Here is a 13357-nt window from a genome sequence, read left to right on the forward strand (position 1 = left end):
GCTCAATCAAACAGCCGGAGCTGAGTAACAGGCGCATCGTCATTACGAAAACGCACCCCCAGACCTAACAGGCGAACCGGCCTCTCGCGATTGGTTACCAACTCCCCAAGAAGGGGCAGATAATCTTCAAAGGCAGGATCCTTTATGTTCTCCCTTACACGCTCCAGCGAGTGGGTAGAAAAATCGCTGTACCGTATTTTGACAAATAATTTATGAATGGGCTTACCAAGCCCCTTGCGGGAAAGCCTCAGGTTCAAATCCGCAACCAGCGATGCAAGAACTGTTTCACAGGCAGCCATATCCGGAAGGTCCTGAGAGAATGTACGTTCCACACTTACAGATTTGGCTATCCGCGAAACCACCACAGACCGCTCGTCCCGACCGTGGGCCATTTCATGCAGCCGGTACCCCTGCTTGCCAAACCGCTCGATCAGTACATCCACACCCAGCGCCTGAACGTCACCGCAGGTCTGCACGCCCAGCGCGTGCAGCCGGGACGCAGTCACCTGCCCCACTCCGAACAGTTTCTCGACTTTTAACTCCCGGATAAAGTCGTCAACATCGTCAGGCTTTACCACAAACAACCCATCGGGTTTTTGCCAGTCGCTGGCAATTTTGGCTAAAAATTTGTTGGGCGCCACTCCAGCGGAAATGGTGATCCCAACTTCGTTCTTTACTCTCTCCCGAAGGTAACGGGCCATCAAGGTGGCACTGCCCCGATGATCGGTAATATCGGATACGTCCAGAAATGCCTCATCCAGAGATAAAGGCTCAACCAGGTCCGTCAGTTCCCGCAGGATATTCATGACCTGTTTCGAGGCAGTCCGATAACGGGCCATATCCGGCGGCACTGTCACCAGATCAGGGCATAACCGCCGGGCTTCCGCGCCAGGCATGGCAGAACGTACGCCGAAAGCCCGGGCCTTATAATTGCAGGTAGCAACGACCCCTCGTCCACCAGCACCACCCACTGCCAAAGGAACATTTCTCAATGTCGGATCATCACGCATCTCGACTGCCGCATAAAAACAGTCACAATCCACATGGATGATCTTGCGTTGAGGCATAATCACTGCACTCGCGTCGGGTTTCTGTACATTTATACAGCCTTGTATCTTAAAGTAAGATGCTGAGAATGTCAGGAACCCCAATGATAACCACCGGACACCATCACGAGGCTCCATGACAAACCCCATTCCAGACCCTCAGCGCACCGAAGTTGAAGCAGCGGCGTTTCGTCGCCTTGTCAGACATTTACAGGACAACCCTGAGGTTCAGAACATTGACCTGATGAATCTGGCCGGTTTCTGCCGCAACTGCCTTTCCAAGTGGTACCGTGCGGAGGCTGGAGAACGCGGGCTAGAGATTTCTGACCCCGCCGCCAGAGAAGAGATCTACGGAATGCCTTATGAAGAGTGGAAATCACTTCACCAGACCGGCCCCAGGCAGGACCATAAGTAATGAACGTAAACAATGCACTGCGTATCCACCTGGCATCACTGGATGGCGGCCATGCCGATTTTGATGACACACTGGAACTGATCAGGCACTACTTTGATTTTCAGCCTACGGGATTTCACAACGGTCCATTATTCAATTCTGCTGATGAAAACACAGGGTCCTGCCAGGTATTTGGTATTGCTCAGTACTGCAACCTGAATGAGGCAGACACCCTGAAGCTATTTGCGCAGCATTATCAACAGGTTCTGGACACTCCAACCGAAGACAGCCACGGCAACATCCGTCAGTTCATAAGCACCGGCTGGTCGGGCATCCATTTTGAAAATGTGCCACTGCGCCTGCGCCAAACTCCATCTGAGCCAGATACCAGGGAAGAGACCCACTCATGAGTGACACCGCCACCTCCGGGGTAAAACACGGATTCCAGCTGAAAAGTGCCAGCGTTTCCATGACAGCACTGGAGCTCTACTATTTCGATAACGATGAGTTTGAAGAAACACTGAAAGAAAAAATCAGCCAGGCGCCTGGCTTCTTCCGGGATATCCCCCTCATTATCAGCCTCGAAAAATATGAAGGCCTCGACAGTGAGCTGGATTTTTTCAAGATCATCGGCACCTGCCGGCGCAATAACATCCACGTTATTGGTGTTCGAGGCGGCAATGACGACCAGCGCAGACTGGCCAGGGGAGCCTCGTTAGCACTGATGCCCGGAACCGGCCAGAGAGACCGGGCCCATGAAACCGACGCAACGCCTGATAAAACAACAGAAGTTGCGGAATCTCCCGCTGCACCAACACCCCAGGCAGCACCGACCAGGATCATCAGCCAGCCGGTCCGCTCCGGCCAGCAGGTTCATGCTCCAGATGGTGATCTGGTTATTCTGGCACCGGTTCAGGCGGGCGCCGAAGTGCTGGCGGCAGGCAACATACACATCTACGGGCCGCTGCGGGGCCGTGCCCTGGCAGGCATTCATGGAGCCGAGTCCGCAAGAATCTTCTGCCAATCACTTGAGGCAGAGCTTGTGTCCATCGCCGGACACTATAAAATCTCCGAAGATCTTCAGAACAATGGCTGGAAAAGCGCTGCGCAAATCCAGCTCAGGGACGACCTGCTGGTGGTAACACCGCTGGAAAAAGCCTGATACTGGAATCCGACAAAATAATGTGACCGGTTTATCCGGCAGACACGACGAATCCACCGAGAAACAGGAAATAAACCTTGGCTAGAATCATTGTCGTTACCTCAGGAAAGGGCGGCGTTGGTAAAACAACCACCAGCGCCTCCATCAGCACCGGCATTGCCAAACGCGGGCACAAAACCGTCGTGATTGACTTCGACGTGGGCCTGCGCAATCTGGACCTGATCATGAACTGCGAGCGCCGGGTCGTGTATGACTTTGTCAACGTCATACAGGGCGAAGCAACGCTGAACCAGGCTCTGATCCGGGACAAGCGGGTCGATACCCTCTATATCCTTCCCACCTCCCAGACCCGGGAGAAAGAGGCTCTTACCAAAGAGGGCGTTGAAAAAGTTATCAACGAACTCTCTGAAACGTTCGACTACATCATCTGCGATTCACCCGCTGGCATCGAGCACGGTGCTATGATGGCTCTGTACTATGCAGATGAAGCCATTGTAGTAACCAACCCCGAGGTTTCATCTGTGCGGGACTCCGACCGCATTCTCGGCATCCTGCAAAGCAAATCCCGGCGCGCCGAAACCGGCCAGGAGGCAGTCAAAGAGCATCTGCTGCTGACCCGTTACAACCCTGAACGGGTTGACAGGGGCGAGATGCTTTCTGTGGCAGATGTCGAAGAAATTCTCGCCATTCCTTTACTGGGTGTTATTCCGGAAAGCCAGATTGTTCTCAACTCTTCAAACCAGGGGTTGCCGGTTATTCTCGAAATGGAAAGCGATGCTGGCCAGGCTTACGATGACGCAGTTGCACGCCTTCTGGGTGAGGAGCGGGAACAACGCTTCATGACCTCCCAGAAAAAGGGCTTCTTCTCACGGATGTTCAAAGGGGGCTGACCGATGAGTATCCTCGATTATTTCAGAGGCAAGAAAAGCGGTACTGCCAACGTAGCTAAAGAGCGGTTGCAGATTATCGTGGCGCACGAGCGCGGTCAGCGCGACCAGCCAGACTATCTGCCGCAATTACAGCAGGAACTGCTGGCGGTGATCCGGAAATATGTCCAGATCAGTGATGATATGGTTCAGGTAGAAGTGGACCGCAACGACAGTTGCTCTGTTCTGGAACTGAACGTAACCCTGCCCGAACGCTGAAGCAGCTATAAGTCAGTCCAACTGCAGGCACAAAAATGCCCTCCCGTTGAAAGCGGGCGGGCATTTTTATTACCACCTTGCAAAATGATCCTCAACCAACCCCTTTAAATTCCTGATAGCGACTTTTTTTCCACCTTCGTCGATGATGGTTCCATCAAAACTGCCAACATACTGCCGGAAATTGGATGCAAGAATACCCACATTGAGTTTTTCCTTACGCGCCGCTGCAGGTACAAAGTGCAGGTCAACCCGTCCGTCCTCAGTGGTCACGTGCCACTCGCCTCCGGGATAATAACGATCAAAATGGAACCGGGCAGATCCAAGTTTATGGCACTGCCCATCCAGCCAGAGTGCATTCTCTGTCATGCCGGTTTCATTAACACCGGCAGCCAGATTAAGCCCTATGGAACGGCCGTCCGGCAGAAGACTGGCCAGGCTGGCCCAGTTCCAGGCGGTTTCACGGCGCATAAAACCACAACTCCAGTCGATAGCCCCACGGGTAGCTTCATCACAGCGCCAGATGCACTGGTTCCAGCGAATCTCACCTTCGACAGGCAGGCCTGCTGATTTGCGCGTAAACACCCAACCGTTGTAACCCGCCGGACATACAAGCCGCAGCGGGTCATGGTCATCTCTCAGCGTGAGTTCCACCCGAACCCCACCGGGCGCAGATACAGAAACATTTCGCCCGCCGGCAAAGGGCAGAACCCGCATGGAAACATCCCCCTTGGTGAATGAAGCCGAGCCCAGCTCGGGATATGGTTCTATCCGGGTTCCCAGCGCAAGGGGGCGCATGAAACTGCGCTCCAGCATTTGCCCGGATGCAAAATCATAAAGATAGAAAAAACCACTCCCCACCAGTTTCAGATCCACAATTGCCAGGCCAAACACCCAGCCCGGACCAGCCGCACCAATGAACTGGAACTGGTTAAAACGCAAACGCCGGGCCAGACCGGAGCGCGGGCGATCCATCACTGTTCGCAGGTCGTAATCCAGGTAGTTTATTTCGTCTACCGGTGTGCTCAGTACACCGGGCAGGATATGCCCTTTTGCGTCTATCAGTTTTTCTTTGCTCATGGTCGCTGTCAGGTCTGCCCCCGGTTAATCAGGAAAGTGTAGCTTACGAAAGTGGTAAGGGCTCCACCCCACTGGCGTATGAGTGTGCAAAAACCTTCCGGCAACTATCAGGTGACGGAGAAAGCGCGAAACGATAAGCTTTGGAACAGGGACTTCACAAGCCAGGGTAAACTCGATGACCGTGCTCGCTTACGAGATAATGACGCCCAACATCAAGGCCGTACCGCAATCCTGGACAATGGACCGTCTGGCCCGGTTTCTCACCGACAATGAAATTACCGGCAGCCCGGTTACCGATGAGTCAGGCGAGATTGTCGGCATAGTCACACTCAAAGACATCACAGAATTCCGCTGGAATGCCAGCAGGCCCGATGCCGACAAAGAGCTCACTGCAGAAGACCAGCAGGAGGCGCGGCGATTACGCATGATACTTTTTGAAGAAATGGGCAAAGTGCCGGTTGAGGTCAGGGATATCATGACGCCCATTGTTTTATCGGTTGACGAAACCACGCCTGTGCGCGACATTGCCAATATTATGATGAGAGAGCACTTACACCGGATCTTTGTAACCCGAGGGTCAAAAATCACCGGTATCGTGACCACATACGACATGCTGAAAATCGTCTCGGATGAGGACCTTACGAAACGCTGCGCCCGCAACGACTGAACCACCACAGAGGTAGCGACCCCTATGCCCAGAACCCCCGAAAAGGCACCGCAAGCGCCAAGAAAAATGTATGTCCTCGACACCAATGTCCTGATTCACGATCCAAACGCCCTCCTCAACTTTGAAGAACACGATGTCATCATCCCGATGACGGTCCTGGAAGAACTCGACGGCCTCAAGTCCGGCAAGCAGAGCGTCGCCGCCGATTGTCGCCAGGCAATCCGTACCATAGACAGGCTGCTTGGCGATGCCAGTCCCAAAGACATTGAAAAAGGCGTACCCATCGTGCGGGCCAAGATGGCAAAGCCTCTGGGCACCCTCTCCATTCTGATGAGCACGGAGCATGTGAGTGACCACTCACTGCCCCAGCATCTCAACGATAACAAGATCATCAACACGCTGGCAGCGCTTCAGAAGCGGCACAAGTCCCGGGATATCATACTGGTCAGCAAAGACATCAATATGCGGCTTAAAGCCCGCGGTTTTGGCGTTGAGGCCCAGGACTATCACAACGATCAACTGCTGGATGACATTGATCTGCTGCCCAAGGGTTACCGAGAGTTCCCGAACTCGTTTTGGGACACCATCTCAAAAGTGGAAACTGTACAACGGGATGGCATAACCGAACACATTCTCAAGCGCGAAGGCGAACTCGCCAGGCTCAATATCAATGAGTTCGTTCTTGATGAGCAGGGGTTTATTGGCCGGGCTGTCAAGATTACGGATACTCAGGTGGTTATCCGGGACCTGCACCAGCACGACCTGATGAACGAAGAGGTCTGGGGTCTGGTTCCACGGGATATCTATCAGGCCATGGCCCTGAATCTGCTGCTGAACCCGGATATCCACCTGGTTAATCTCACCGGCTCGGCAGGCTCAGGTAAAACCATTCTGGCGCTGGCTGCCTGTATTGAGATGACCGTCGCCAGCAAACTCTACAAGCGGATTATTGCCACGCGCTCAACCCAGGGGCTGGATGAGGATATTGGTTTCCTTCCCGGCACAGAGGCAGAGAAAATGGAGCCCTGGCTGGGCGCCATCGTAGACAACCTGGAAGCACTGCACGAAGACGATGAGAATATGACCGCCAGCGTGGACTACATTCTCAGCAAGGTGCCCCTGCACTTCAAATCCATGAACTACATTCGTGGTCGCAGCTTCCAGCACAGCCTGATTATTATTGATGAATCCCAGAACCTGACACCACACCAGATCAAGACCATTATTACCCGTGCGGGTAACGGCTCCAAGGTGATCTGTCTGGGCAACCTGGCGCAGATCGACACACCATACCTGAGCGCTCTCAGCTCCGGCCTGACCTACATGACAGAACGCTTCAAAACCTTCAGCCATGGCGGACACATTCACCTGCAAGGAGTACCGCGCTCAGTACTGGCAGAGTTTGCAGAAGCCAACCTCTGATACCGGGCAAAAAAAACCTGGGCCACACAACCCAGGTTTTCCATTTTTCAATTGCTCACACCCGATAACGACTGACCTGATCTGACATATCTGCCGCCAGCGCCTTAAGCCGCTGTGTTGCCACGCCAGCCCGATGCGTGCCCTGAGCCGTCTGCTCAGTGATCGCAACAATCTCATGAACATTCTGGTTGATGGTCTCGGAAACGCTGGTCTGCTCCTCGGCGGCACTGGCAATCTGGGCATTCATATCATTGATGGTGCCAACCGCCTGATTGATTCTCTGCAGCGCGTCGCTCACCTTGCAGGTTTCTGCAACCGTGGCCTCACTGCGCTCACTGATCGAGCCAATCAGCTTCACTGCATTCCCTGCGCCGGACTGCAGCCGCTCAATGGTTTCCTGAATTTCCTGAGTGCTCTTTTGCGTCCTGCTCGCCAGCGTGCGAACTTCATCTGCTACAACCGCAAAGCCTCGGCCAGCTTCGCCGGCACGTGCAGCTTCGATGGCTGCATTCAGGGCAAGCAGGTTAGTCTGGTCGGCTATTTCACGGATCACCTCCAGAACGCTGTCAATCTTGCGGGAATCAGAACCAAGCATCTCAATAACGCTCACGCCTTCTTCAACCTGCTCAGACAAGCCACCGATCACTTCGATGGTCTGATGCACCAGCCCCTGAGCATCAGATACCTGAACACTGGCATGGTCCGCAGCATCGGAGGCCTCACTGGCGTTATTAGCCACTTCCTGGGCCGCAGCGGTCATCTCATGCATGGCTGTTGCCACTTGATCACTTTCAGATTTTTGACGCTCTACACCTTGCTCGGCCTCTCCCATTATCTGGTTCAGCTCCGCAGATGCTTCATTTTATTGCAGGGAATAGGCGGAAACTCCCGCCCGTAGTAAGGAGTCGCGATACTACAGAACAGGGGGAGAAATTATCATTGAGGGTACTGCGTATTTTGTATAACGCATGTAAAAACACGTGCCTTTGCGTATCCGATACAAGGCTCAGTCTTTGAACTGGGCCTTGTCCAGACCGTGCTTTTTCATTTTGTCGTAGAGGGTTTTGCGGGCGACACCCAACTGCACCATGGTGTCCTTGATACTTCCATGGCAGGCATTGAGAGCACTGGTCAATATCGAATGCTCAAAGCTGTCCATCATCTCTGTAAGCGTGCGCCGTCCACTCACATCAGCTTTGGCTACCGGCTCACTATCATCCAGTGCAGCAGGGCCAAGCAGTACATAGCGTTCTGCCAGATTACGTAACTCCCGGACATTCCCCGGCCAGCTATGATGCATTAACCCTGCAGCCTGGCTTGCATCCAGCGGAATACTCTCGCGGTCATAACGTGCGGCAGCAATCAGAACAAAGTGGTGAAACAGCATCGGGATATCCTCTTTGCGCTCACGCAAGGGTGGGATATCCACCTTCACCACATTCAGGCGGTAATAAAGATCCGCACGGAAACTGCCTTCATCACTGAGCATTTTGAGATCGGCTTTGGTGGCAGCAACAATACGCACGTCCAGCTCCTGAACCTGATTACTGCCCAGACGTTCCACCTTTTGCTCTTCAAGCACGCGGAGCAGTTTGATCTGGAGCGGCATGGGCATGCTTTCGACTTCATCCAGGAACAGCGTACCTCGATGTGCATGCTCGATCTTACCAATGCGCCGTTTATCAGCTCCGGTAAACGCCCCGGCCTCATGGCCAAAAAGCTCACTCTCAATCAGGTTTTCCGGTACCGCACCACAGTTGATCGCAACAAAGTTATGGGAAGCCCGGGGACTATTTTCATGAATGTAACGGGCCAGAGCATCCTTACCGGATCCGGTTTCACCAGACAGCAGGATATTGGCCGTTATATCCAGAATCGGAGTAATGGTATCCATCACTTTTTGCATGCTTGGCGTGTCACCCAGAATCCTGGGGCCAGGCCTTGCCAAATGTCGCAACTGGGCTTTGAGACGACGGTTTTCCAAAGCCAGATGCCGCTTCTCCAGCGCATGCCGGAGCAGTTCAATCAGTTCGTCATGCTTGAACGGCTTCTCAATAAAATCGTAGGCGCCTTGCTGCATGGCAGAGACGGCGGTACTTATGTCGCCCTGGCCGGTCAGAATAATAACCGGGATAGTCTTGTCCATAGCCTGGACGGCACTCAGCATCTCAAGCCCATCCATCCCCGGCATATTGTAATCACATAGCACAACGCCGCTGTATTCCGGCGAAACAGCCTCAAAGCCCGACTCCGCATCCTCAAAACAGCGCACAGACAGATCTTCCAGGGTCAGCGCCTGAGCAATGGCCTGGCGAATGTGGGGATCATCATCCACAAAAATTACCGAGGGTTCTGTCATTCCATGGCCTCACGTTTCTTCAGGGTAAATTCAAATTCCGCACCCGGTGCGTCGGTGCGATTGCAACCAGTGAGCCGCCCGCCCAAAGCATCAGCAATCTGCCTTGAGATAGACAACCCTAACCCTAGCCCCTGTTTGACTGACTTCGTAGTGAAGAAAGGTTCAAAAATCTGTTCAGTATTCGCTGGCAGCCCAGGCCCATTATCCCGTACGAAACAGCGCCAGCTCCCTTCTTTTTCTTCAACGTCTATGGTGATTTTTGGGTGCTCCATGCCTTCAACCGCCTGCACCGCATTCGCAAGCAGGTTAACCATCACCTGTTCAATACGAATCAGGTCACCATGGCAATAAACCGGCTGCGAAGGGCTATTCCAGCTTATATTGATGCCTGCACTGTTTTTCTGGGCTGCAATGATTTTCAGGGACGCATCCACCGACAGGCGAAAATCCACAATCGTCGGCGGCCCTTCAGACTTACGGGAGAACACCTTGAACTGACGGGTAAGCTCAGCCATTTTGTCGCACAAAAGCACAATTTCACTGAGGTTGGCGTCCACCATATCGGCTGCGCCTTTCTCCAGGAATCGCCGGCTGTTTCTGGCGTAGGTCTGAATGGCGGTAATAGGCTGACTCATCTCATGATTAAGCCCGGCTGACATCTGTCCCAGCACCGCCAGCTTTGCCGCCTGAATCAGCTCCTGCTGAGTTTCCCGCAACTCGTCCTGAGTGCGTTCACGCTCCCGTATCTCTCCCAGCAACTTGTAATTAGAACGTTCCAGGTCAGCCGTTCGCTCGGCTACACTGCGTTCAAGCTGCTCTCCTCTCAAGGCCAGTTCCGCTTCCCGGCGGTAGCGCTCGCGCAAATAGAGCCACGCCAGCAACACGCCAAAATAAATCGCGATCCCACCTGCCACAAACCCGAGCCGCGTCCAGACTACCGAGCGGGTGCTCACCATAACCTGCAGGGTCCAGTCCAGTCTCGGCAAGGGGGTGCGAACACTCAGGTACTCACGGCCTCCGCCATCTTCCCGGATACGCAAGGTGCCGGACAGTCCAGACAATCCCGAGGGTTTTCCAAGATACTGCAGAGACACAGGCTCCAGATCACGCTCAGGGTAACGCTGGCGAGAAGCCTCTCCCGGTGCCCCTTCCGTATTACCGGTAAAGTCCCGATACAACCATTCAGGTTTGCTGGCCAGAAAACTCACGCCGGCTTCATCCAGCACTACCATCTCCGCCTCACGGGTGGAATCTGGCCTGTGCCACTGAGACTCAAGCTCGTGAACCAGTACTTTCACGGTGACAATGCCCAGAATCCTGGAATCCTCACCCCGTACCGGATGGGAAAAGTACAGGCCTCGCACCCCGGACATAAGCCCCAGAGCAAAATAGACAGCGGAATGACCGCCCTCCATGGCTTCGTAAAAATACGGCCTGAACGCAAAATTCCGGCCCACAAAGCTATCTGCCTGCTGATAGTTATTGGCAGCAATCGTCAGACCCGACGTATCCATCAGATAAACATCAGAGCTGCCCGCAATGGTTGCCATACGCTGCATCTGCTCATTGGCCTGATGTATCACCGCCCTGTTACCCGGAGAGCTCAGAGCCTCTACCAGTAACGGGTGCTCAGCCATCAGTTCAGGAATAGGTAAGTACCGGTTCAGCTCGTTCCCGACAAGCTGGCGGTAGCGGAAAGACTCTTCGATACTGTCCTGTTCAACCTGCCGGTAGCCAACCCAGCCACCCAGCACCCAGGACACCAAAAGAGTAAACATAAATACAATAAAAGCGCCTATCCGGTAGGACATAGCCCGGTTCCTGCAATACCGTTCAAGGACGCCAGAGTATCGCCCGCCCCCCTGAAGGACAAGGGTACGGGCGAAAAGGGCAGGGCCTCAGGCAGCAGCCATACGAACCTTGCGCTGACGTTGCATCAGGAACGCCACTGCAGCGAGCCCTATGCCGGCAATGTCAGATATCATACCGCCCTCAATCATCAACAGTGCTGCCCCGATCAACAGCAGGCGGGCTAGCCAGGGTGCTGAAACATTGCCAAACCAGCCCAACACACCACCAGACAGCAGGTACACACCAAAGAGTGCGGTAACCAGCGCACGGGCAATATCGAACCAGCCCGCTTCCATCAACAGCGCGCCGTTGTAGAAAAACATGAAAGGTACGATAAATGCTGCAATACCAATCCGGAAAGACGCCACTGAAGTTTCCATAGCGTTTGCACCGGAAATTCCTGCCGCCGCATAGGACGCCAGCGCAACCGGCGGAGTAATGGCAGAAACAACCGCAAAGTAAAATACGAAGAAGTGGGCCGTCAACGGCTCAATGCCCAGCTGCACCAGGCCTGGAGCCACCACTGACGCTGCAACAGCATAAGCGGCCGTTGTGGGCATGCCCATACCCAGAAGGATAGAGATAAACATAGCGAAGATCAGCGCCAGCAGCTGGCTGGCCTCTGCCACGTCAAGCAGCAGTACCGAGAAACGGGCGCCAACGCCGGTCAGGGAAATAACCCCCACGATCACGCCTGCCGCCGCGCACACCACGATAATCTGAATAGCCATATAAGATGCGGTTTCCAGCGCATGCAGAATCTGCCGGATGCCCATCTTGTTAGGCGAGAACCAGCTGACAACCGCCGCGGATACCATGGCCAGAGTACCGGCACGTATCACTGAATAACCAATAAACAGAGCCACCACCAGAATGATGATTGGCAGGAACAGATAACACTGTTTAACCATGGTACGAAGCTTGGGCAGCTCATCTTCCCGCATACCACGCATGCCGGTTTTTGCCGCTTCGAAATCAACCATGAAGTAAACGGACGCGAAGTACAGAATCGCAGGGATAATGGCAGCAATGGCAATTTCGGTGTAAGGAATACCGGTAATTTCGGCCATGATGAAGGCGCCCGCCCCCATAATCGGAGGCATGATCTGGCCACCGGTCGATGCCGCTGCTTCCACAGCGCCCGCAGATTTTTTGCTGTATCCCACTTTCTTCATCAGCGGGATAGTCAGTGATCCGGTAGATACCACGTTACCGGCACTGGTGCCGTTGATCATACCCATAAGGCCGGAGGCGAAAATGGACACCTTGGCAGGGCCGCCTCTGGAACGTCCGGCAGCCGCAAACGCGAAGTTTACAAAGTAGTCACCTACTTTTGATGATTGCAGAAACGCGGCAAAGATTATGAAAAGAATAATGTAAGTAGACGACACCGCTGTGGTGGGCCCAAGAATACCGGCATCGGTATAAACCTGGCTGAAAAAGCGCTGTACCGACAGCCCCGGATAGCCAAGGAAGCCAGGCAGATATGGGCCGGCAAACACATATACAAGAAACACCAGCCCGATAATCACCAGCGCCAGACCAGCTACCCTGCGGGTAAGCTCCATAATCAACGCTGTGCCAGCTACCGCTGCAAACGAGATACCCACAGGTGCGAAAGAGGTGCCCGTAGACATACGCATTGAGGAGTTATACGCCACAAGAAAATAAGCGGCGACAGCGATCGAACATACAATCAGAACCAGGTCCGGCACACTGAAGCGTGAGCGTTCACGCTGATGAAACCAGCTCATGATAATTCCCACACCCGTTGCCGCCAACAGGGGCCAGCCAAAGTGCCAGGTTTCCAGATCCGCAGGGATACGCATGGCTCCGTTCTGAACCATCTGCCAGAACGAAAATGTCTGGTACAGCACGTAAAATGCAGGAAGCAGCGCTACCGCGCCAACCCATGTTGTCCAGCGGTGGCGTGCTGAGCCTTCTTCTGAAGAAACAAAACGAGCACCGGCAAACAGTACAAACCCCAGAATAAGGGCCCCGGCAATGTGCACAATCCTGAACGACCAGGTTTCCAGCGGCGCAATGTTCAGCGAATAAAGATGGAACGATGAGTATACAATCGCCAGCAAAGTAACAAACTTCAGCATGCCGCCTTCAAACAGCCTTCGGTTTGCCTCTACAGGCTCTTTATCCACGTCGTGGGCAAGCACATGGTCTTCGCCCACCTCCACATCAGAAAAGTCTTTAGGGTGTCGTTCAAGTGTCATTGGGGA

General features: G+C 53.9%; 13 protein-coding genes. 7 read left to right on the forward strand and 6 right to left on the reverse strand.

Translation table 11 applies throughout. The features are described from left to right. Nucleotides 1–2: 2 nt before the first annotated feature. Nucleotides 3–1067, reverse strand: a complete 1065-nt coding sequence (gene dinB / locus CPA50_RS15170) for a DNA polymerase IV (RefSeq protein ID WP_096783550.1) — start codon at nucleotides 1065–1067, stop codon at nucleotides 3–5. Nucleotides 1068–1182: 115 nt separating this feature from the next. Between dinB and CPA50_RS15175 the strand changes: the two genes are divergently transcribed. The 5 genes from CPA50_RS15175 (at nucleotide 1183) to minE (ending at nucleotide 3747) form a co-directional block, all read left to right on the forward strand. Continuing rightward, nucleotides 1183–1461, forward strand: coding sequence for a DUF1244 domain-containing protein (locus tag CPA50_RS15175; protein ID WP_096783369.1), 279 nt, complete (start codon nucleotides 1183–1185; stop codon nucleotides 1459–1461). After that, on the forward strand, nucleotides 1461–1850 hold the full coding sequence (locus tag CPA50_RS15180; protein WP_096783370.1) for a HopJ type III effector protein: 390 nt from the start codon (nucleotides 1461–1463) through the stop codon (nucleotides 1848–1850). Before CPA50_RS15175 ends, CPA50_RS15180 begins: the two co-directional genes overlap by 1 nt. Beyond that, nucleotides 1847–2602, forward strand: a complete 756-nt coding sequence (gene minC / locus CPA50_RS15185; protein ID WP_096783371.1) for a septum site-determining protein MinC — start codon at nucleotides 1847–1849, stop codon at nucleotides 2600–2602. Before CPA50_RS15180 ends, minC begins: the two co-directional genes overlap by 4 nt. Nucleotides 2603–2679: 77 nt before the next feature. Further along, a complete protein-coding gene (minD, locus tag CPA50_RS15190) occupies nucleotides 2680–3492 on the forward strand; it encodes a septum site-determining protein MinD (protein ID WP_096783372.1) in 813 nt (270 codons plus the stop codon). Between the two features lie 3 nt (nucleotides 3493–3495). Further along, complete coding sequence (gene minE, locus CPA50_RS15195; RefSeq protein ID WP_096783373.1) at nucleotides 3496–3747, forward strand: cell division topological specificity factor MinE; 252 nt, start codon at nucleotides 3496–3498, stop codon at nucleotides 3745–3747. Nucleotides 3748–3816: 69 nt separating this feature from the next. Here minE and CPA50_RS15200 read toward each other — a convergent pair whose 3' ends face one another. Then, nucleotides 3817–4824, reverse strand: coding sequence for a DUF2804 domain-containing protein (locus CPA50_RS15200; RefSeq protein ID WP_096783374.1), 1008 nt, complete (start codon nucleotides 4822–4824; stop codon nucleotides 3817–3819). A 175-nt stretch (nucleotides 4825–4999) separates the two neighbouring features. Between CPA50_RS15200 and CPA50_RS15205 the strand changes: the two genes are divergently transcribed. Both CPA50_RS15205 and CPA50_RS15210 read left to right on the forward strand, forming a co-directional pair. Then, nucleotides 5000–5491 (forward strand): HPP family protein, encoded by a 492-nt coding sequence (locus tag CPA50_RS15205; protein WP_096783375.1) that lies wholly within the window; start codon nucleotides 5000–5002, stop codon nucleotides 5489–5491. Nucleotides 5492–5557: 66 nt separating this feature from the next. Next, nucleotides 5558–6913: a PhoH family protein gene (locus CPA50_RS15210; protein WP_096783376.1), complete on the forward strand. Its 1356-nt coding sequence runs from the start codon at nucleotides 5558–5560 to the stop codon at nucleotides 6911–6913. A gap of 55 nt (nucleotides 6914–6968) precedes the next feature. Here the strand turns inward: CPA50_RS15210 and CPA50_RS15215 are convergent, their stop codons facing one another. From CPA50_RS15215 to CPA50_RS15230, 4 genes are all read right to left on the reverse strand, one after another. Further along, nucleotides 6969–7682, reverse strand: a complete 714-nt coding sequence (locus tag CPA50_RS15215; RefSeq protein WP_227519671.1) for a methyl-accepting chemotaxis protein — start codon at nucleotides 7680–7682, stop codon at nucleotides 6969–6971. Nucleotides 7683–7919: 237 nt separating this feature from the next. After that, nucleotides 7920–9272 (reverse strand): sigma-54-dependent transcriptional regulator, encoded by a 1353-nt coding sequence (locus tag CPA50_RS15220; RefSeq protein ID WP_096783377.1) that lies wholly within the window; start codon nucleotides 9270–9272, stop codon nucleotides 7920–7922. Beyond that, nucleotides 9269–11083: a sensor histidine kinase gene (locus tag CPA50_RS15225; RefSeq protein ID WP_096783378.1), complete on the reverse strand. Its 1815-nt coding sequence runs from the start codon at nucleotides 11081–11083 to the stop codon at nucleotides 9269–9271. The genes CPA50_RS15220 and CPA50_RS15225 overlap by 4 nt, the downstream gene beginning before the upstream one ends. A gap of 87 nt (nucleotides 11084–11170) precedes the next feature. Further along, entirely contained in the window at nucleotides 11171–13351 is a 2181-nt protein-coding gene (locus CPA50_RS15230; protein ID WP_096783379.1) for a TRAP transporter permease, read from the reverse strand. Nucleotides 13352–13357: the final 6 nt, after the last annotated feature.

The sequence above is a fragment of the Marinobacter sp. ANT_B65 genome (genome assembly GCF_002407605.1).
GTDB lineage: Bacteria > Pseudomonadota > Gammaproteobacteria > Pseudomonadales > Oleiphilaceae > Marinobacter.

Coding starts and splice junctions, on each gene's coding strand:
- dinB (WP_096783550.1), bottom strand. CDS start 1,067: ATGCCTCAACGCAAGATCATCCATGTGGATTGTGACTGTTTTTATGCG.
- CPA50_RS15175 (WP_096783369.1), top strand. CDS start 1,183: ATGACAAACCCCATTCCAGACCCTCAGCGCACCGAAGTTGAAGCAGCG.
- CPA50_RS15180 (WP_096783370.1), top strand. CDS start 1,461: ATGAACGTAAACAATGCACTGCGTATCCACCTGGCATCACTGGATGGC.
- minC (WP_096783371.1), top strand. CDS start 1,847: ATGAGTGACACCGCCACCTCCGGGGTAAAACACGGATTCCAGCTGAAA.
- minE (WP_096783373.1), top strand. CDS start 3,496: ATGAGTATCCTCGATTATTTCAGAGGCAAGAAAAGCGGTACTGCCAAC.
- CPA50_RS15200 (WP_096783374.1), bottom strand. CDS start 4,824: ATGAGCAAAGAAAAACTGATAGACGCAAAAGGGCATATCCTGCCCGGT.
- CPA50_RS15205 (WP_096783375.1), top strand. CDS start 5,000: ATGACCGTGCTCGCTTACGAGATAATGACGCCCAACATCAAGGCCGTA.
- CPA50_RS15210 (WP_096783376.1), top strand. CDS start 5,558: ATGTATGTCCTCGACACCAATGTCCTGATTCACGATCCAAACGCCCTC.
- CPA50_RS15215 (WP_227519671.1), bottom strand. CDS start 7,682: ATGCATGAGATGACCGCTGCGGCCCAGGAAGTGGCTAATAACGCCAGT.
- CPA50_RS15220 (WP_096783377.1), bottom strand. CDS start 9,272: ATGACAGAACCCTCGGTAATTTTTGTGGATGATGATCCCCACATTCGC.
- CPA50_RS15225 (WP_096783378.1), bottom strand. CDS start 11,083: ATGTCCTACCGGATAGGCGCTTTTATTGTATTTATGTTTACTCTTTTG.
- CPA50_RS15230 (WP_096783379.1), bottom strand. CDS start 13,351: ATGACACTTGAACGACACCCTAAAGACTTTTCTGATGTGGAGGTGGGC.